We start from the raw sequence: 19,515 nt of genomic DNA, 5'->3' as shown, positions 1-19,515 counted from the left end.
AGTATTCTCCGGTAATTGGAAGGTTCAGGAGGCACGGCTCAGGCGAGCGGCGCGGTTTTGCGCCTGCACATCCGGGTCGGGATCGAGCCCCGCTGCGAGCAGTGCCTGGGTGTATGCCTGCTTCGGCGTCTCGAAGATCTCGCGCACGGTGCCAAGTTCGACCACCTCGCCCTTCTGCATGACCATCACATGGTCGGCGAAGTCTCGCACGACCGGCAGGTCATGGGCGATGAAGATGAAGGCAATGCCCATTTCGCGGCGAAGCTTGTCGAGAAGCGCGATGACCTGCGCCTGGACCGAGACGTCGAGCGCAGATACGGCTTCGTCGCAGATGATGAGCTGCGGCTCCAGCGCGAGCGCCCGGGCAATCGCAATGCGCTGGCGCTGGCCGCCGGAGAACTGGTGCGGATAGCGCCCCATATGCTCAGGCCCCAAGCCCACTTGGGTCAGCAGTTCGGCGACACGCTCCCGCCATTTGGACTTCGGCAGGATATCGGGATGGATGACCCAGGCCTCCGAGATCAGCTGGTAGACGGTCATGCGCGGATTGAGCGACTGGGTCGGATCCTGAAAGACCATCTGCAGATCGCGGCGGAGCTTGAAGAGCTCGGCCGGAGACAGCTGGAAAAGGTCCCTGCCCTTCCACCGCGCCGACCCGGAATCCGGCTCGTCGAGCCTCAACAGGATGCGAGCGAGAGTCGACTTTCCCGAACCGCTTTCGCCGACGACGGCAAGCGTTTCGCCGGCCAGGAGGTCGAAGGAAACGCCCTTCAAGGCTGCGAATGCGCCGTAGTTCTTGCGCATGTCGCGCACGCTCAAAACGGGTTCGGCTCCCTTCAGGGGCTCGTGCATCTCGCCCTTGCCGGGGGCTGCTGCAATCAGCTTCTTCGTATAGGGATGCTGCGGGTTCTTGTAGACCTCGCGCACGCTTCCGGCCTCGACCAAAACGCCCTTTTCCATCACCACGACGCGGTCGGCGATCTCGGCAACGACGCCCAGATCATGCGTGATGATGAGAATGGCCATACCGGTTTCGCGCTGCAACTCCTTGAGAAGCGCCAGCACCTCGGCCTGCACGGTGACATCGAGCGCGGTCGTCGGCTCATCTGCGATCAGGAGATCGGGGCGAAGGGCGAGCGCCATTGCGATCATCACGCGCTGACGCTGCCCGCCGGAGAACTCGTGCGGATACTTGTCGAGGGCGTTCTCGGGGTCGGGAATGCCGACACGCCCGAGAAGGCGAAGGGCCTCGGTCTGGGCTTTCGTGCTGTCCGTGCCGTGCGTGGTCAGCGCCTCGCGGATCTGCCAGCCGACGGTGTAAACCGGATTGAGATGGCTGAGCGGATCCTGGAAGATCATCGCGATCTTGCGACCGTTGATCTCACGTCGCTTCGACAGCGGCATTGTCAGCAGGTCGACACCATCGAGCAGGATCTCGCCCGAGGAGATGCGTCCCGGCGGCATGTCGATCAGGTTCATGATTGCCGAAGACGAAACAGACTTGCCCGAGCCGCTTTCGCCGAGGATTGCCAGCGTCTCGCCCCGATCGAGATGATAGGACATGTTGCGCACGGCCTTCACCACGCCGACCGCCGTATGAAACTCCACGGAGAGATTGCGGACTTCGAGAAGATGGTCAGCCATTCTTGGCCCCTTTCATTTCCAGACGCCAGCGTTGAACCGGATCGAGCGCAATCCGCAGCCAGTTGGACAGAAGGTTGAGCGACATCGTTGTGAGGATGATCGCGAGCCCCGGCCAGAAGGAGAGCCACCAGGCGTTGGTCAGATATTGCCGCCCCTGGCTGATCATCAGGCCCCAGGTGATCTCCGGCGGCTGGATGCCGATACCAAGGAATGACAAGGCGCTTTCCGCCAGCATGACATAAGCGAAGTCGAGGGTGGCGAGTGTGGTGAGAGTCGGCAGAACGACCGGCAAGATATGCCGGAAGACAATGCGTTTGCTGGAAGCGCCCATGACGCGCGCCGCCTGGACAAACATGCGTTCGCGGATCTCAAGCACTTCGGCCCGCGTGGTGCGCAGATAGACCGGGATGCGGGTAATCGCGAGCACCATCATCAGATTGAAGATCGAGGAGCCGAGGATGTAAAGCACGATGACCGCGATCAGCAGCGACGGAAAGGACATGATCACGTCGGCGAGCCGCATGATGATCTGGCTGACCCGTGGCGAAGAAAAGCCGGCGATCAGGCCGAGAACCGTTCCGATGACAGCCGAAATCAGCACGGCACCGGCCGCGACCATCACGGTGTTCTGGGTAGCGACAATGATGCGAGCCAGCAGCGGCCGGCCGAGTGCGTCCGCGCCCATCCACCAGACCCAGGCCCTCTCGAAATCGAAGGGTGCTGCATTTCGGCCGCGCAGGTTTTGCTTCGTCGCGAGGTCCCCGAGCCAGCTTGGGCCAAGGATGGCCATCGCCAGGACGATGAGGAGAAAGATCGCGGCGCAAAGCGCGAACTTGTCGGCCAGCAGCATGCGAAACATGCGCTTGAGGAAGGGGGGCTCATCGATGATGACGGTGGCGTCGATGGACATGGACCTCTCCTCAATTCCGGATGCGAGGATCGAGAAGCGCATAGGCGAGATCGATCAACAGGTTCATGAGAAAGATGGCGAGTGCCGTGACCAGGATCGCGGCCAGCACGACGTTGAAATCGCGCTGCAGGATGGAATCGATCATCAGCTTGCCGACACCCGGAAAGCCGAAAATGGTCTCGATGATCACGGCACCGTTCAAGAGGCTCGCGGCCTGGTCGCCGATCACGGTAATGACCGGCAGCATAGCGTTGCGCAGCGCATGAATGAATATGATCGGCGTGGACTTCACACCCTTGGCACGCGCGGTCTTCACATAGGCCGATGAAAGCGCCGTGATCATCGAGCCGCGCACCACCTGCACGATGATGCCAAAGGGACGGACGAAAAGCACCGATATCGGCAGGATCCAGTGCCAGATCGTGCCGGTGCCAGAGGTCGGCAGCCAGGTGAGGTTCACGGCAAAAATGACGATGGCGACGATGGCCAGCCAGAAGTCAGGGACGGAGGCCCCGACAAGCGAGACGATCGACGAAAAGCGATCAAAGAAGCCACCGGCCCGGAAGGCGGCAAGCGAGCCGACAATGATGGCGGCAGCGGTTACCAGGGTCATGGTGATGACCGCGAGCCATAGCGTCCAGACGAAGGCTTCGAGCACCACGTCGAGTGCCGGACGCGCCTTGCGCAGGGAATCCCCCAGATCACCGGTTACGACATCGCCAATATAGCGGCCGAACTGCACCAGCAGTGGATCGTTCAGACCATGCAGTTCCCGAAACTGGTTCTTCATCTCTTCCGATGCTTCGACCGGCAGGAACAGCGCGGCCGGATCACCGGTCAAGCGGGAGAGGAAGAAGACCATGACCACGAGCCCGATCAGGGAGATCAGACTGGCCACGGCGCGTTTTCGGATGAAGCTCAGCATGGCGTCCTCGGAGAAAACGGTGCGGCGGGATCATCCCGCCGCATGACTTGCCTTGAAATGGACGGCGCGTGCCGCCCGACGATTACTTGATCTTGATCTCGGAGAGCTGGAGCATGGAATTCGTCGCCATTGTCGGCTTGAAATCCAGTCGCTCGGAAACACGCGAGAAGCCGACCATGTGGAAGAGAAGCACATCTGCGACGACTTCGTCATGCAGATAGGCGATCAGTTCCGACCAGAGCTTGGCACGTTCATCGCCGACGGCAGCCGAAGCGCGTGTGATCAGGTCGTCCACCTTGGGGTCGGAGAAGCCCGACTGGGTGCCTTCGGTCGCATATTTGAAGAACATTGAGAAGGAAGGATCACCCTTGGAATTGTCGTGCATCGCAGCGACGATCTGGGGGCCACGACCTTCAGCGAAGGGCTTCGAATAATACTGCTCGTGCTCGGCCACTTCGACGAACTTCAACTCGATGTTGAAGCCGACTTCCTGCAGCTGCTGCTGGATCGCCTCCATGATCTCGGTGACGTTCGGGAAGTTGGCGGAACGGGCGATGATCGTGATCGGTGTATCGACCTTCACTCCATCGGCCTTGGCCTCCTCGATCAGCTTCTTGGCCGCTTCAGGATCATAGGCCGGAACCTTAATATCCGGATTCCAGCCGAGTGTCGGTGGTGGCACGATGGCCGTGGCAAGCAGCGCACTGTCCGGGAGAAGGGTGCCGAGGAAGGCTTCGCGATCGACAGCGAGGTTGAGCGCCCGACGCACGCGAACGTCGTTCAACGGCTCAATATTGTGGTCGATACGCAGATAGACGGTTTCGCTGTCGAGATAGGAGAAGTCGGTCGCCGGATTGGTGGCCTCCACCTGCGAGATCGACGGCGACAGATCCGCTTCGCCCGCCTGCACCATGGCCGCGCGGACCGCAGGATCTGCGCGGAACAGATATGTGGCTTCCGTCACCTCAGGCTTCTCACCCCAATAGTCGTCGCGACCCGTCAAAACGATCTGCTGTCCCGGCGTCCAGTTGGTGAGCTTGTATGGGCCTGTTCCAACCGGCTCGCGAACGAATTCGAGAGGCGTCTCCTCGGGCACGATCGTGACGAGCGACAGCAGCAGCGGCAGGATCGGCTGGACCGGCTCGGCCTTAAAGTCGACAGTGAAGTCATCGACGACGGTCGGCGTGACCGTCATACCGCCGAAGTAACGACGCGACTCGCAGGTGATCGCGTCGCTCATCATGCGGTCGAAGCTGTGCTTGACGTCCTTCGCATCGAAGGCGCTGCCATCGGAGAAGGTGACCCCCTGGCGCAGATGGAAGCGCCAGCTGCCGTCGGCATTCTGCTCCCACTTTTCAGCGAGGCGGGGCTGCACGCCGGTGCCGCCGCGAACATCCAGTTCGGTCAGCGTTTCGCTGACATTTTCCATGATGATGCGGCCGATATTCGAGCGCGTCGCCATGCAGGGCTCGAGCAGATCGGCCTCTTCGGCGAGCACGACCTTAATCGGGCCGGACCCGGCATAGGCCGGCGACAGGGACGTGCCCATGGCAAGGGCACACAACAATGCAGTCTTTCTCATTTCCATTCTCCTCCCAGATGAATTCAGTTTGAAGCTTTCACGCCTCGCGAGCGCGCAGCGATAAGCGCTGCAAGGCAGATCAGAACAGCGCCGACCATTGTCGTCAGAGCGATGGTTTCATTGAACAGGGCAAAACCGCCGACCGCCACGAGTGGCAACCGCAGAAAATCGACCGGAGCGACGATGCTTGCAGGGGCAAGCGACATGGCATGCGTCATCAGCCCCATACAGCTTGTGCCGACCACCCCTTGAACCGCGAGCAGCGCCAGCTCCCGGTTTCCCGGCATGGCGAAGAAGGGCACGGCGAGCACCAACGAGATCGGCACGGTCAAAAGGAGGTTCCAGACCACCAGAGTCGAGGTCGCATCGCCGCGCGACATCGACTTCAGGATCAACTGGATCGCGGCTTGCAGAAGCGCCCCCGCGAAAGCGAGCCCGATCGCGAGCGTGAAGCCAGAAGGCGATGGCCCGACAATGACCATGGCACCGCAAAAGCCAGCCACGACGGCAAACAGCATCGAAAGGCCAGGCCGTTCCCCGAGAAGAACTGCGGCGCCAAGCACGACAAAGATTGGCGACATGAAGGCGATGGCCGTGACGTCAGCAAGCGGGCCCATGCTGAAGGCCGCAAAGAAGGCCACCATTGCGAAAAGCTTGAACAGCGCCCGGATGCCGTGCTGACCAAGCGTATGCGTGGATCGCAGCACCTTTGGCCGCAGAACAACGAGGGGCAAGAGCACGATGGCACCGAACAAGGCGCGGAAGAAGGCGATCACGAAGGGATGCACGGCACCATCCAGAGCACGTACGATGACGGCATCGGATGCAGCCAGTGCTGCCGCTCCGACTGCAAAGAGCACTGCGGCGGGAATCCGCTCGCCTTTCCCTATTGCATGCATGCCATCCTCCCGAACCGACCTCCACGTCGGCATGGCCAAAACATCCAACTTCCGGACATCTTTGTCAAATGAATTCCCAATGTAAAATCTCTGACGCCAAAAGTCGTTAATTTAATACAATGATTTCATGTAGTTCATGGATTTACTCAGTAAAATTCCAACGCCTTACGACATAAACAAACTTGACAACTTTGGAAAAATGGCGGACTTCGGAGGGCAAGAGGAGCATTCCATGACACCTGATGACATTGCCCGGGAGATGACCGGCATACTCACCACGTCGGATTCCGATCGGACCGAGGCCTATCTTCCGTCGCCGATGGTGCAGAACCACGCATCCTTCCTGCACAGACAGGCAGACGGAAGTCTGATCTGCGCGTGGTTTGGCGGATCACTCGAAGGAAAGTCGGACATTTCGATCTACGCGTCGGTGCTCGTAGCCGGTGCAAACGCCTGGGGCGCGCCGCAGCGGCTAAGTTCCGATCCTGATCATTCCGAGCAGAACCCGGTGCTGTTTCAGGCACCCGACGGGCGGCTGCGTCTGTTCCACACGTCGCAACCGTCTGGCAATCAGGACGAGTGCCGGATCCGCATGACCGAAATCAGCGTCGACGCGGCGGACCCGACGCGCTTGATGGCGACCGAAGGCCGCTATCTCGACCTGCCCCGCGGCAGCTTCGTGCGGGCCCCGGTCGCGATCCGCGCCGACGGGACGTGGCTCCTGCCGATCTTCCGATGCATCCCGCGCCCCGGCCAGAAGTGGAACGGCAGCCATGACACCGCCGCCGTCGGCATCAGCGAAGACGGCGGCGCGACCTGGCGACTGGAAGAACTCAACGAATCGATCGGCTGCGTGCACATGTCCCCCGTCGCCCTGGGCGACACGACGATGGCCGCATTTTTCCGACGTCGCCAGGCGGATTTCGTCTACCGGACGGAGAGCCATGATGCTGGCCGGACCTGGAGCGCGCCTGCACCGACCGATCTGCCCAACAACAATTCCTCCATCGCGGCCATCGCCTTGGACGACGGGCGTGTTGCAATCATCTGCAATCCCGTCAACGCCGCGGCCTCCCCGGACCGTCGCACCTCCCTCTACGACGAACTCGGTGAGGAAGACGACAGGCCGGAGGCGGACCCGACCGGGGGCTGCGCCCCCATCTGGGGAGTGCCGCGAGCTCCTGTGATGGTTTGCATTTCCAGCGATGGCGGCTTGACATTCCCGCAGCGGATCCAGATCGAGGATGGCCCGGGAACCTGCCTGTCCAACGATTCCACCGATGGACGAAACAAGGAAATGTCCTATCCCTGGCTGCTGGCCGATGAGGATGGATCGCTCCATATCGCCTACACCTATCACCGACGCGCGATCAAATATGTCCGGCTCGCCCCCGGCTGGGATCGTCCCGAGAACGGAGACTGACATGAGCGGCATTATCGGCATCACCATGGGCGATCCCTGCGGCGTCGGGCCCGAAATTTCGGTCCGCGCTCTGGCCGAGATGTCGGCCGAAGATCGCGCGGCCACACGCATATACGGCAATCTCGCGACCTTGAACGCCGCGCGTGACGCGCTCGGCCTGTCCATCGATCTCGCCCAATATGTCGTCGACGTCGAAGTCGAAGGCGCTCCGCTTCCCTGGGGAACATTGAGCCCGGTCGCCGGCGATGCCGCCTTCCGCTTCATCGAAAAGGCAGTCCGTGATGCGGAAGCGGGAGCGATCAGCTGCATCGTGACGGCCCCGATCAACAAGGAAGCCCTGAACCTCGCCGGCCACCATTATGACGGCCATACCGGCATGCTGCGCAGCCTGACGGGCTCGAAGGCCGCCTATATGCTGCTTGCCTCGGAACGACTGAAGGTCATCCACGTCTCGACCCATGTCTCGCTTCAGGAAGCGATCCGCCGGGCAACGACCGAACGCGTGCTCGCGACCATCAAGGCCGGCAACGACCACCTGAAGCGCATCGGCTACGACAAGCCGCGCATCGCGGTTGCAGGCGTCAATCCGCATTGCGGCGAAAACGGTCTCTTCGGCACCGAAGACGACGACCAGATCGCCCCAGCGGTCGCGGCCGCGCGCGCCGAGGGCATCGACGTGCAGGGACCGATCTCCGCCGACACCGTCTTTTACCGCACCTATTCCGGCGCCTTTGACCTCGTGGTCGCGCAATATCACGACCAGGGCCACATCCCCATCAAGCTCGTCGCTTTCGACACGGCCGTCAACGTCTCCGTCGAGCTGCCGATCGACCGCACCTCGGTCGATCACGGCACCGCCTTCGACATCGCCGGCAAGGGCATCGCCAACCACGGCAATATGAACTCCGCCATCGCCTATGCCCGCAAGCTGGTCGCTGGCAAGGCAAAGCAAGGATGACTTCGATGACAGCATCCATCACCCTTCACCAGCCGCGTCGGCTCATCGTCGGCGCCGGGACGATCGGGGAGGTCGGCAACCTTGTGGCGGATGCCACGGCTACACTCGTCATTGCGACGCCGATCACCGCAGGTTTTGTCGATGGCCTGAAGCTTCCGGGAAGGATCGAGATCTTCGACGCGATCCCGGGCGAACCCGATGTAGCGACACTCGACGCGGCACTTGCCGTCGCCCGCCGGGTCAGACCTCAGGCCGTTATCGGCCTCGGCGGCGGATCGGTTCTCGACGTGGCAAAGCTCGTGGCCGCGCTTTGGGACAGCGAGCAGACGCTGGCCGACGTCGCCGGCCCCAACAAGGTCGCCGGTCGCAAAACCCGGCTGATCCAGGTCGCAACGACGGCGGGCACCGGATCGGAAGCCGGCATACGATCGCTGATCACCGACCCGGTCAAGGGTGCGAAGATCGCGGTTGAAAGTCCGCACATGATCGCCGATGCAGCCGTTCTCGATCCGCAGCTGACCTTCACCGTCCCGCCCGCGGTCACTGCCGCAACCGGCGTCGATGCCATGGCGCATTGCGTCGAAGCCTTCACCAACAAGCGTGCCCATCCGATGATCGACGGTTTCGCCCGCATGGGCTTCCGCCTTGTCGGCAAGTATCTGGCCCGCGCGGTCAAGGATGGTTCCGACACCGAAGCGCGCGAAGGCATGATGCTCGCCTCCTATTATGGCGGGATCTGCCTCGGCCCGGTCAACACGGCAGCGGGTCACGCAATCGCCTATCCACTCGGCACGCGTCTCGGCCTGCCACACGGGCTGGCAAACGCCATCGTCTTCCCGCATGTGCTGGCCTTCAACCAGCCCGTCGTCAGAGAAAAGACGGCGGAAGTAGCGGAAGCGCTCGGCTTCAGTGCCAACTCGCCTGATGACTTGCTGGAAAACGCCTGCCGCTTCTGCACGAACCTCAACATCGAGATGCAGCTTTCCCGGCACGGCGCAAAGGAAGACGCATTGGCGGGATATGCGGCCGAGGCCCATGCCAATCGTCGCCTGATGGACAACAACCCGGCCGACATGGCTGTCGAAGATGTCTTGGCGATCTACAGGGCGGCCTATTGAAGGCTTCTCATTCGACTAAAAGCAAAAGGGGCCATCGGCCCCTTTTCAGTTGTCAGATCGAGCGTTACGCAGATACCCGTTCAGCCGTCCGGCAGGGCCGTCAATGATGCACTCGTCTGGAAGAGGCGGGCGCGCGAACCTGTCAGATGAGCATGCATGAGCTCTTTCGCCCGGCCCCCTTCACCCGCCGCAATCGCCGTTGCAATTGCTTCATGCTCGGCAAACACGCGCGACAGCCCAGCTACGTCCCGTTTGACCGAGACGCCGTGGAAGCGCATGCCGACGGCGATGTGGTCCTTCAAGGCTTCCATGGCCGTCGAAAAGTAGGTGTTGTTGGCGGCGCGCGCGATCGCAAGGTGGAACTGGAAATCGGCATCTTCGCGATGCGCCTGGCGGTTGGTCGCGTCACGCATCAATTCGAGCGCCTCCCGGATCGACGCGAGCGCAGCCGGCGTGTGGCGCATGGCGGCTGCCTCAGCCGCAGCCGGCTCGAGCGTCAGGCGAAATTCATAGCAGTTCAAAAGATCCGCGACATTCTCGAGCTGACCGAAACCGAGCGGCTGCTTCATGCCAACGGATCGCACGAAACTGCCGGCACCGCGCCGCGAATAAATAAAACCCTGCTCGCGTAGCCGGCGAAGGGCTTCCCGGACAATGGGGCGCGAAACCTCGAACTCGATCGCAAGATCGTGCTCGGTCGGCAGGCGCTCGTCCGACTGGTAGGCGCCCGATTTGATCGCCCTGTGCATTCGCTCGAAAACCAGGTCGGCCAGACTTTTCCGTGGCGTTCCGTTTTGCAGTCCCATTATCAGCCCCTGCCCCCCTGCAGTTTTTCGGCGAGCGTCACCAATGTCTCCGGCACTCCGAATCCGCCTGATTTGGCAATGATACAATGTCCATCGGCATAGGCTAGCCCGAGCCCTGGCAGGCATTCCCCTTGCAACCGGAAACACTCGATCCCCATACGAGCCATCACGGCTTCGGCGGTCGAGCCGCCGCACAGGAGGAGAGTTCGGGCACCAGCAGTCAAACCGGGGTGTACCGAGAACGCAAGGTTTCGAGCGACCTCCTCCGAGCTTATCTCTGTGTCACCGGAGACCGCCTGCACAAGCATTGGGAACGTCTCTGGCTGGGCGACAAACTCCAGCAAGCCGTTGGGTGCCGGATGGTGGTTCACAGCCTCCATCTCGCGCAACCGATCGACCTGCTCCACGGTAATGCGATCATGCGATCCGATGACAAAGAGTGCAGGGCCGATGGGCGGCTCAACCAGTTCGGACAGCGGTTGTCCGGTCATTTCCAAGGCCAGTGCCTCGGCAAGCCCCCTTGCCCCGATGAAGAGATCGATGCCTTCGGCGCGTGCATGCGTTAGAGCGTTACTCAGGTCCTGATCCGTTATTGTATCGACGATGCTGCATCTCGCTACATGGTGCTCCAAGGCGTTGGCCACGGAGATCGGCGTGGGCACTCCAAATCCCTGGACATGCCCGTCGCGGACGAAGCGACCAAAGGCAGGGATGGCGGGTGCAACGAGTGCCCTTGTGAATGGAATGGCATCGAGTTCAGTCGAGATATGTCCCTTGAGGCGCGAGTCGACCTTCTTGAACAGGATGACATCGGATGGCAGCGCTTCCATCACCTGACGCAGGGTTCGGAACGCGTCTTCTGCAGGCTTTTCCCGAGAGGCCAGATTGACGGACAGCACCTCCGGCGCCTGCAAAAGGCCTGACGTCACCGCATTCGGCGTCAAGGCGACTTCCGTATGCAGCCCGCGCGCGGCAAAGGGAGCGGCGGAGTCCAGTGCTCCCGTCAAATCATCGGCAATGATGATAAGCACCATCGTGCTCCATGTTGTTATCTTCTCGATTGAAATATGATCGCATTTCCAGCAGGATGCAACACCATGGTAACAAATCATCACTGGACATGGACACCAAGTCGGAAGATATGCGACTGCTTTTCAGCGCTTGATTGCCTTTTCGCGTTGCTATCGCGCGCAGCTCTTGGTTGGGTTGCAACCTTCCATCATGGTCCTCGCCACTATGCTCGGCTCTGGCAACCCGCTTGACAGCTTCGTTAAAAAACTCATACTCGAAATTGGTCAGACAATCTGACCGCCTGCGCATCAGGGGAGTGATGCGCTCGGAGGAATTCCATGTTCGTGGCTTTGGAGCCGCGCCGGCTTTATCGCCAGGTCGCGGAGCAGATCCGTGCGCTTATCGAAACGGGTGAGTTGAAGCCGGGTTCGCGGCTTCCGCCCGAGCGCGAGCTCGCAGACCGCTTTTCAGTCTCGAGACCCACCGTCCGTGAGGCACTGATCGTGCTCGAGGTGGAGGGACACATTCAGATCCGTATGGGCTCTGGTGTGTATATCAGCAGCCGGCCCCTGCCAGCCCAAGAGGGTGCCGCCAATGACGACAGCGAAGGCCCGCTGGAAATCCTGCAGGCGCGTTGTCTGATCGAAAGTGGTATCGCGGAAGAGGCTGCAAGGCTTGCGACCGCGGAAGGTCTCATGCGGATCGACGCCATTCTGGAGCGCATGGAGGGCGCACTGGACGATGGCGCCGTGGCTCTGGCTTGTGACCGCGATTTCCACACGGCGATTGCCGACATCATCGGAAATTCGGCGCTCAAGCACTTCACCGGTCTGATCTACGATTCGCGCATGTCGCCGTATTTCAAGAAGCTGGCCAGCTACTTCGAGGGACCGCATACCTGGAAGCTGGCGCTGGAGGAGCACCGCATCATTCGCAACGCCATCGCAGCTCGGGACCCGGACGGTGCCCGAGAGGCCATGCGGCGTCATCTGACGCTGGCGCAAAAGAGATTCTCGGAAAGCTTTGAGGAGGAGCCGACCAGAGAAGACTGACCGTTCGGGCCTCGTGCCTACGGTTTCCAAAGAGTTCTGTTTCAATGGGAGGAAAACATGAAACTGACACTTAAGACGCTTCTTGGAGCAGCGGCGGTGATTGTCGCGTCCACTGTCTCGGTCCATGCCGAGACCGTTCTGAAATGGGCCCATGTCTACGAGACTTCGGAGCCCTTCCACACGGATTCCGTCTGGGCGGCAGAAGAGATCAACAAACGGACCGATGGCCGCTACAAGATCGACGTCTTCCCGGCCTCGCAGCTCGGCAAGGAAGCCGATATCAACCAGGGCCTCAAGCTCGGAACGGTCGATATCATCATCTCAGGCTCGAGCTTTGCCGCACGCGATCACAATCCGATCGGCGTGACCTACTATCCCTACATCTTCCGCGACCCGAGCCATCTCCTGGCCTACACGAAGAGCGACGTCTTCAAGAAGCTGACGGCCGGCTATGAAGAGAAGACCGGCAACCATATCGTTGCCGTCAGCTACTATGGAACGCGGCATACCACCTCAAACCGACCCATCGCCAAATGCGAAGACATGGCGGGCTTGAAGATCCGCGTACCGGACGTTCCGGCCTATCTGGCGATGCCGCGGGCCTGCGGCGCCAACACAACGCCGATCGCCTTTGCGGAAGTCTATCTCGCCCTGCAGAACGGCACGGTTGAAGCCCAGGAAAATCCGCTGACAACGATCGAGGCCAAGAAGTTCTACGAAGTCCAGAAGAACATCGTGCTCACCGGCCATATCGTTGACCACCTGAACACGGTCGTCTCCAAGACCCGTTGGGCAAGTCTGTCGGATGAAGACAAGGCCATCTTCACCGAGGTGATGCTGGAAGCAGCGGCCCGCACGACGAAGACGATCGAAGCCCGTGAAAAGGCGCTGGTCGACGAGTTCAAGGCAAAGGGCATCACAGTCACCGAAGTCGACAAGGCTGACTTCGAAGAGAATGTCCTCGCCAAGGCGAAGTTCGAGGACTTCGGCTACGACAAGGCTGATTGGGAAGCCATCCGCGCCATCCAATAATAGCGCCATCCCGGCGCCAGTCAGGCGCCGGGACTCCTTCTGAAATCATCGAGAATTGGAGCCGACCCATGACGGAGCACCCGCACGCGCCGATCAGTGTGGAAGAGATGGCGCATGCCTTCGAGGAGGAGGCAGCACCGGTCGATCTATCCCATCACGCCATCGAGGATTGGGTGACGCTGGCCGTGTTCTGGGGCATGGGCCTCGCCGTGTTTCTGCAATTCTTTACCCGCTACGTCCTGAACAACAGCTTTTCCTGGACCGAGGAAATCGCCGCCAATTGTCTCGTTGTCGTCGTCTTCATGGGGTCCGTCATGTGCGTGCGCACCATGCGGCATATCCAGGTGGACCTCCTCTACCGGTTTCTCCCAACACGGGCGGTCAGGGTGCTCGAAACGGTCGTCGATGCCATCGGCATCGCCTTCTTCGCCTACATGACCTGGCTGATGTGGCGCTATCTGGAGATCGTCGGCGAGGAGCGCATGGTCACCGTGGACCTGCCGCGCGGCATCGTCTTCTACACTGTCTTTGCAGCCTTTGCGCTCATGTTTGCCCGCTCTGTCCATATCCTCGTCAAGGATCTGACGGGGGCGAAAACCGCTCGCCAGAAGGCGCAGGAAGACATCAACGCAGGGGGGATCTGACCATGCTGCTTCTCATCGGTTCCTTTCTGCTTCTCTTGATCCTTGGCACACCGGTCGCGGTCTCCATGGCCGTCGCGTCGCTCGCCTATCTCGTGATCTATGGCGTAGCTCCTGATATCATCGCGGCCCAACGCATGATCGCCGGCGTCGAGAGCTTCCCCCTGATTGCGGTCCCCTTCTTCATTCTGGCCGGCAATCTCATGAACATTGCAGGGGTGACGGGCCGCATTTACAAGTTCGCCCTGTCACTCGTCGGCTGGATGAAGGGTGGCTTGGCGCAGGTCAATATCATTGGCTCGGTGGTTTTTTCCGGCATGTCCGGAACGGCGCTTGCCGATGCAGCCGGCATTGGCACCATCGAAATCAAGGCCATGAAGGATCATGGCTATCCGGTGGAGGCGGCTGTCGGGGTCACCGCGGCCTCGGCCACTCTGGGGCCCATCTTCCCGCCATCCCTGCCCTTCGTCATTTACGGTATGATGGCCAATGCTTCCATCGGGGCACTGTTCATGGCTGGTATCGTGCCCGGGGTCGTGATGGCGATCCTGATGATGCTGACGGTTTACATCTTCGCCAAGCGCAAGGGCTGGGGCTCTGATACGCCATTCGAGCTGAAGCAATTGCTGGCTGCCTCGCTGGAAGTGGTGATCGTCCTCGCCTTCCCTGTCGCCATCTATCTGATGATCCTGGCGGGAATGTCGGTCAATATCGCGGTGCTGATCGGACTTGCGGTTCTCGTGGCGCTCGACTGGTATTTCGACTTTTCCGCGGTCATGGCGTTGATGACACCCGTGCTGCTGATCGGCGGCATGACGATGGGCTGGTTCACACCAACAGAGGCGGCCGTGGCTGCCGTTCTCTGGTCGTTGTTTCTCGGGCTCGTTCGCTACCGGACGATGACGGTGAGAACGCTGGCAAAGGCGTCGTTCGACACGATCGAAACCACGGCCTCGGTGCTGTTCATCGTCACCGCCGCGTCGATCTTCGCCTGGTTGTTGACGGTGAGCCAGGCAGCACAGCTATTCTCGGACTTCATGTTCGGGCTCACCGACAACTGGTGGACCTTCCTGATCATCGTCAACATCCTGCTGCTGGTCGTCGGGGCCTTCCTCGATACGATAGCAGCCATCAGCATCCTTGTGCCCATCCTGATGCCGGTTGCAGTCCGCTATGGCATCGATCCGGTGCATCTCGGCGTCGTCATCACCCTCAACCTGATGATCGGGCTTCTGACCCCGCCCGTCGGAATGGTGCTGTTCGTGCTTTCACGCATCTCCAAACTGTCGGTCGAAAAGACGACTTTGGCCATCCTGCCCTGGATGATTCCGCTCTTCCTGGCGCTTGGCCTCATCACCTTCATCCCGGCCATCACCATGTGGCTACCGACACAACTCGGTCTGATCCGTTGATCGACTGGTCCGCTTGGGCGGCCGGTCGCGGACTTGAACGAAAGGTCTCTTTGCGATGCAAACCCGCGTTGCCCGCCTTCATGCCGAACGCGACCTGCGCGTCGAGCATCTCGATTATCCGACATGTCGCGCCGGGGAGGTTCGCCTTGCCATGGCCGCAGGTGGCATCTGCGGTTCGGACCTGCACTACTACCAGGATGGTGGCTTTGGCCCGGTCCGCGTCCGTGAACCGATCATCGCCGGTCACGAAGCCTCCGGCTTTGTGGAGGAAATAGGCGAGGGTGTTAAAGGCCTTGAACTCGGACAACTTGTGGCGGTCAATCCGTCCCGACCCTGCGGCCAGTGCCAGTATTGCCGGATCGGGCACCCCATTCACTGCCTTGACATGCGCTTCATGGGCTCGGCCATGCGGCTGCCACATGAAGACGGCATGTTTCGCGAACACCTGGTGGTACCGGCCATTCAATGCCATCCGGTCGGCGGCGGCGTCACCCCCGGAGAAGCGGCCTGCGCAGAGCCGCTGGCAGTCTGCCTCCATGCAGCGGCCCAGGCGGGCGATCTCAAAGACAAGGCGGTTCTCGTTACCGGCGCAGGTCCGATCGGTCTCTTGACCGTGGCCGCCGCCCGTCATGCAGGTGCAGGCCAGATCGTGGTCACGGATCTGGCCGACTCCGCCCTGTCGCGGGCGCTCTCAATGGGTGCCACGCAAGCCATCAATGTGAAAAGCGAGCCGGACGGGCTTCTCCCCTTCACCGAGCACAAGGGCTATTTCGACATGGTTTTCGATTGCTCGGCTGCTGGACCTGCCCTGCGCTCGGCCTTTGCGACTATCAAGCCGCGCGGCGTCCTGGTCCAGGTCGGCGTGACTGGCGACGTTACCATTCCTCTCAACGCACTGGTCGGCAAGGAAATCGTCTGGCGCGGCTCGCAGCGCTTCCATGAGGAGTTCTCAGATGCCGTCGCCTTGATCTCGACGCGCCAGATCGATGTGCGTCCGATCATCTCGCACAGTTTCCCACTCGATGCGGTGGTCGAGGCCTTCGAACAGGCCGGTGACCGGTCGGTGGCCTGCAAAGTGCAGATCACATTTAAACAGACGGATGAAAGCCCAAAGGACGAGAGATGAGACATACCTGGCGCTGGTTCGGCCCCATCGACAAAGTCAGTGTGAGAGATGCGGCCCAAGCCGGTGCCGAGGGCATCGTGTCCGCACTGCACCACATCGCAACCGGTGAGGTCTGGCCGGAAGACGAGATTGCCAAACGGCATGACGAGATCCGCGCCGGCGGTCTGGTTTGGGATGTGGTCGAGAGCATTCCGGTGTCCGAGGACATCAAGACGCAGACCGGCGACTGGAAGCGCCACATCGCCAACTGGCAGGAAACGCTCAGACGCCTGTCGGCCTCGGGCATACGAACAGTCTGCTATAATTTCATGCCGATTCTCGACTGGACACGCACGGATTTGCGGTGGGAGACGGGCCATGGCGCCAAAGCCATGCGCTTTGATCTCGTGGATTTCGCAGCCTTCGACATCCATATCCTGAAGCGACCAGAGGCTACCGCGGATTATCCGGACTGGCTCACTGAGGAGGCAGCACACCGTTTCCATGGCATGCCGGAAGCCAAGATCATGGCGCTTGGCAAGAACATCGGTGCCGGCCTGCCAGGCTCTGCCGATGGCTACACGCTTGAGCAGCTGCTCGAAAAGCTACGCTCCTACCAAGGCATCAACCGCGAGCGGCTGCAGCAGAACCTTGTCGATTTCCTGAGTGAAGTCGCGCCAGTGGCGCAACAGGTCGGCATCAATATCTGCGCACACGGCGATGATCCGCCCTGGCCACTGCTGGGTCTCCCGCGCATATTGTCGACAGAGGGCGACTATGCGCACATGCTGGATGCCGTCGATGTCCGCGCCAATGGCGTCACACTCTGCACCGGATCACTCGGCGCGCGCCCTGACAATGATCTGCCTTTTCTTGCCAAGCGCTTTGCCGAGCGAATCCACTTCGTGCATCTCCGCAATGTGACCCGTGACACCGACACAGTCCCTTGCTCCTTCTTCGAGGACGAGCATCTGGAAGGCGGGACCGACATGGTGGCTGTGATCGCTGCGCTGCTTGCAGAGGAGGCAAGACGGCGCAAGGAGGGGCGTGACGATCACCAGATTCCCATGCGTCCGGATCACGGGCAGGAAATTCTCGATGACCTCACGCGGGGTGCACAGCCGGGCTATCCCGCCATCGGCAGGCTCAAGGGTTTGGCAGAGCTTCGCGGCATCGAGCGCACGCTGTCGCATGCCCAATACGGGCTGGGAGGCTGACGTTGCAAAGGCTCTCCAGCACGACAGGTCTTCCGAATACGGTTCGTCAACCGCGTTTCGATCGGACGAAATTGAAACCCGGCATCGTGCATATCGGGATCGGCGCCTTCCACAGGGCGCATCAGGCGGTGTTCACGCAGCGTGCTCTGGAAGCCGAATTCGGACCCTGGGGCATCATTGCCGTAAACCTGCGTTCGCCCGAGCCGGTCGAGGCACTCGCCGCCCAGGAGGGCCTCTATTCCACCACCACTCGCAGCGAGGCAGGCGATCAATCCGAAGTCATCGGCGCCACCGTCGACTGGATCTGCGCCGCCAACGATCGTGCTTATGTGCTCTCGGCCCTGGCCGATCCGGCGATCCGTGTGGTGACGCTCACCGTGTCGGAAAAAGCCTATGGTCTTGATCCGGTAACGGGCGGGTTGGACCACGCTCATCAAGCCGTTGCCGCGGACCTCAAGACGCCGAACGCGCCAGTCGGTGTGCTCGGCTTCCTCGTAGAGGCGCTTGCCTTACGCCGTGCTGCAGGGCTTCCCCCCTATACGGTTCTCTGTTGCGACAATCTACCATCCAACGGCAAGGTCGTGCGCCGCCTGGTTCTGGAGATGGCACAGCTGCGCGATCCGACGCTGGCCGATTGGATCGCCGAGAAGGGTCGGTTTCCCTCCTCCATGGTCGACCGAATCGTGCCCGCCGCGACCGACGCCACCCGGCTGCGGGCCGGAAGACTGCTCGGCGCCCAGGACGCACTGGCAATCGATACCGAGCCCTTCTTACAATGGGTCATCGAGGATGACTTTGTCTCCGGTCGCCCGGCCTGGGAAGCTGGCGGTGCGATCTTCACTGACGATGTCCAGCCCTATGAGAAGATGAAGCTGCGCTTGCTCAACGGCACGCATACGCTGCTCGCCCATCTCGGGATCCTCGCCAACCTTGACTATATCCGCGACGTGATGGCTAGACCGCATCTGGCGGAAAAGGCGCGAATTCAGATGAAGGAGGTGGTCTCGACGCTCGACCCGGTACCAGGCATCGAGCTTGGCGGCTACATCGATGATCTGCTGGCGCGCTTTTCCAATCCGACCATCGACCATCGCAACCTCCAGATTGCGCAAGACACCACGCAAAAACTGCCGCAACGAATTCTAGCGCCTGCCGTCGACGTGCTGGCGAAAGGTGAGACGGCGGTCGCGACGGCCTATGCCGTGGGGGTCTGGATGGCGTCGGTTAAGAAGCGAGGCGATTGTGACGACCCACGTCGCAGCGAGGTCATTGCAGCGGCAGCCAGCATGGATGCCATGGACCTTTCCGGATCCTTCTTTTCAATCCCCGGTCTTTTTCCGCCTGGGCTACTGGCGGCCCGCGACTGGCGGGACAGGGTCAATGCTGCGATCCTGTCGTTTTGGGATAGCGGCGCTGCTAGCCCTCGTTAGTCTCTTTATTGGCAGGTTAGATGAGAGTGTCCGGGGCGCCGACACGGTTGGCCAACGAACTGCAGGACAGACTTGGAAGACAGTGCTCCGGCGCCAAGCAGAGTGAGCCATTGCATTCGGGCCGTTGTTACCCTGACTGTGGATCAGCTCGTTGCCGAACGCGGTCATACCTGTCCACTTTCGCTGACTGAGACGCGAAGCGTCTATCGGACGAATGGTTTTTTGATGTTGTTTGGATTGATGTGTTTGGGGGATTTGGTTGCGGGGGCAGGATTTGAACCTGCGGCCTTCAGGTTATGAGCCTGACGAGCTACCGGGCTGCTCCACCCCGCGCCAAGAGCGCAACTTTG

General features: G+C 60.9%; 17 protein-coding genes and 1 tRNA gene. 10 read left to right on the top strand and 8 right to left on the bottom strand.

Translation table 11 applies throughout. From position 1 onward, the window contains the following. Positions 1-24 precede the first annotated feature (24 nt). The 5 genes from ACQKP1_RS25325 to ACQKP1_RS25305 form a co-directional block, all read right to left on the bottom strand. Complete coding sequence (locus ACQKP1_RS25325) at positions 25-1,644, bottom strand: ABC transporter ATP-binding protein (RefSeq protein ID WP_427277443.1); 1,620 nt, start codon at positions 1,642-1,644, stop codon at positions 25-27. Then, positions 1,637-2,554 carry an ABC transporter permease gene (locus ACQKP1_RS25320; protein ID WP_203018885.1) on the bottom strand — a complete coding sequence of 306 codons (918 nt, stop codon included), beginning with the start codon at positions 2,552-2,554 and terminating at the stop codon, positions 1,637-1,639. The genes ACQKP1_RS25325 and ACQKP1_RS25320 overlap by 8 nt, the downstream gene beginning before the upstream one ends. 10 nt (positions 2,555-2,564) lie before the next feature. Next, a complete protein-coding gene (locus ACQKP1_RS25315; protein WP_427277442.1) occupies positions 2,565-3,479 on the bottom strand; it encodes an ABC transporter permease in 915 nt (304 codons plus the stop codon). Positions 3,480-3,561: 82 nt separating this feature from the next. Next, positions 3,562-5,061, bottom strand: a complete 1,500-nt coding sequence (locus ACQKP1_RS25310) for an ABC transporter substrate-binding protein (protein WP_427277441.1) — start codon at positions 5,059-5,061, stop codon at positions 3,562-3,564. A 23-nt stretch (positions 5,062-5,084) separates the two neighbouring features. Then, on the bottom strand, positions 5,085-5,960 hold the full coding sequence (locus ACQKP1_RS25305) for a DMT family transporter (protein WP_203018880.1): 876 nt from the start codon (positions 5,958-5,960) through the stop codon (positions 5,085-5,087). A 232-nt stretch (positions 5,961-6,192) separates the two neighbouring features. Here ACQKP1_RS25305 and ACQKP1_RS25300 point away from each other — a divergent pair, with 232 nt between their 5' ends. Genes ACQKP1_RS25300 through ACQKP1_RS25290 form a run of 3 tightly spaced genes read left to right on the top strand, consistent with a single transcriptional unit; the run spans position 6,193 to position 9,459 of the window. Further along, on the top strand, positions 6,193-7,383 hold the full coding sequence (locus ACQKP1_RS25300) for a sialidase family protein (protein ID WP_427277440.1): 1,191 nt from the start codon (positions 6,193-6,195) through the stop codon (positions 7,381-7,383). A gap of 1 nt (position 7,384) precedes the next feature. After that, on the top strand, positions 7,385-8,341 hold the full coding sequence (gene pdxA / locus ACQKP1_RS25295; protein WP_427277439.1) for a 4-hydroxythreonine-4-phosphate dehydrogenase PdxA: 957 nt from the start codon (positions 7,385-7,387) through the stop codon (positions 8,339-8,341). After that, complete coding sequence (locus ACQKP1_RS25290; protein WP_427277438.1) at positions 8,338-9,459, top strand: iron-containing alcohol dehydrogenase; 1,122 nt, start codon at positions 8,338-8,340, stop codon at positions 9,457-9,459. The genes pdxA and ACQKP1_RS25290 overlap by 4 nt, the downstream gene beginning before the upstream one ends. Positions 9,460-9,539: 80 nt before the next feature. Here the strand turns inward: ACQKP1_RS25290 and ACQKP1_RS25285 are convergent, their stop codons facing one another. After that, the gene (locus tag ACQKP1_RS25285) at positions 9,540-10,265 is read right to left on the bottom strand and encodes a FadR/GntR family transcriptional regulator (RefSeq protein WP_203018874.1); all 726 of its coding nucleotides are present in this window, start codon (positions 10,263-10,265) and stop codon (positions 9,540-9,542) included. A gap of 2 nt (positions 10,266-10,267) precedes the next feature. Further along, complete coding sequence (locus ACQKP1_RS25280) at positions 10,268-11,296, bottom strand: four-carbon acid sugar kinase family protein (RefSeq protein WP_203019859.1); 1,029 nt, start codon at positions 11,294-11,296, stop codon at positions 10,268-10,270. A gap of 318 nt (positions 11,297-11,614) precedes the next feature. Here ACQKP1_RS25280 and ACQKP1_RS25275 point away from each other — a divergent pair, with 318 nt between their 5' ends. The 7 genes from ACQKP1_RS25275 to ACQKP1_RS25245 all read left to right on the top strand — a co-directional run bounded on the left by ACQKP1_RS25275 (position 11,615) and on the right by ACQKP1_RS25245 (position 19,165). Next, positions 11,615-12,328, top strand: a complete 714-nt coding sequence (locus tag ACQKP1_RS25275; protein ID WP_203018873.1) for a FadR/GntR family transcriptional regulator — start codon at positions 11,615-11,617, stop codon at positions 12,326-12,328. A 57-nt stretch (positions 12,329-12,385) separates the two neighbouring features. Beyond that, positions 12,386-13,360: a sialic acid TRAP transporter substrate-binding protein SiaP gene (locus tag ACQKP1_RS25270; protein ID WP_006725361.1), complete on the top strand. Its 975-nt coding sequence runs from the start codon at positions 12,386-12,388 to the stop codon at positions 13,358-13,360. A gap of 68 nt (positions 13,361-13,428) precedes the next feature. Beyond that, positions 13,429-14,004 (top strand): TRAP transporter small permease, encoded by a 576-nt coding sequence (locus tag ACQKP1_RS25265; RefSeq protein WP_427277437.1) that lies wholly within the window; start codon positions 13,429-13,431, stop codon positions 14,002-14,004. Positions 14,005-14,006: 2 nt separating this feature from the next. Beyond that, entirely contained in the window at positions 14,007-15,413 is a 1,407-nt protein-coding gene (locus ACQKP1_RS25260) for a TRAP transporter large permease (RefSeq protein WP_203018871.1), read from the top strand. 55 nt (positions 15,414-15,468) lie between these two features. Next, positions 15,469-16,539: an L-idonate 5-dehydrogenase gene (locus tag ACQKP1_RS25255; RefSeq protein WP_427277436.1), complete on the top strand. Its 1,071-nt coding sequence runs from the start codon at positions 15,469-15,471 to the stop codon at positions 16,537-16,539. Further along, the gene (uxuA, locus tag ACQKP1_RS25250) at positions 16,536-17,735 is read left to right on the top strand and encodes a mannonate dehydratase (RefSeq protein ID WP_203018869.1); all 1,200 of its coding nucleotides are present in this window, start codon (positions 16,536-16,538) and stop codon (positions 17,733-17,735) included. Before ACQKP1_RS25255 ends, uxuA begins: the two co-directional genes overlap by 4 nt. 2 nt (positions 17,736-17,737) lie before the next feature. Next, positions 17,738-19,165: a mannitol dehydrogenase family protein gene (locus ACQKP1_RS25245; RefSeq protein WP_427277435.1), complete on the top strand. Its 1,428-nt coding sequence runs from the start codon at positions 17,738-17,740 to the stop codon at positions 19,163-19,165. 256 nt (positions 19,166-19,421) lie between these two features. Here the strand turns inward: ACQKP1_RS25245 and ACQKP1_RS25240 are convergent. Further along, positions 19,422-19,498, bottom strand: a tRNA-Met gene (locus ACQKP1_RS25240). Positions 19,499-19,515: the final 17 nt, after the last annotated feature.

It is taken from the genome of Allorhizobium sp. NPDC080224, assembly GCF_050281005.1.
Classification (GTDB): Bacteria; Pseudomonadota; Alphaproteobacteria; order Rhizobiales; family Rhizobiaceae; genus Allorhizobium.
The sequence above is the reverse complement of the archived record's forward strand: the minus strand, read 5'-3'. Positions and strand labels throughout refer to the sequence as shown.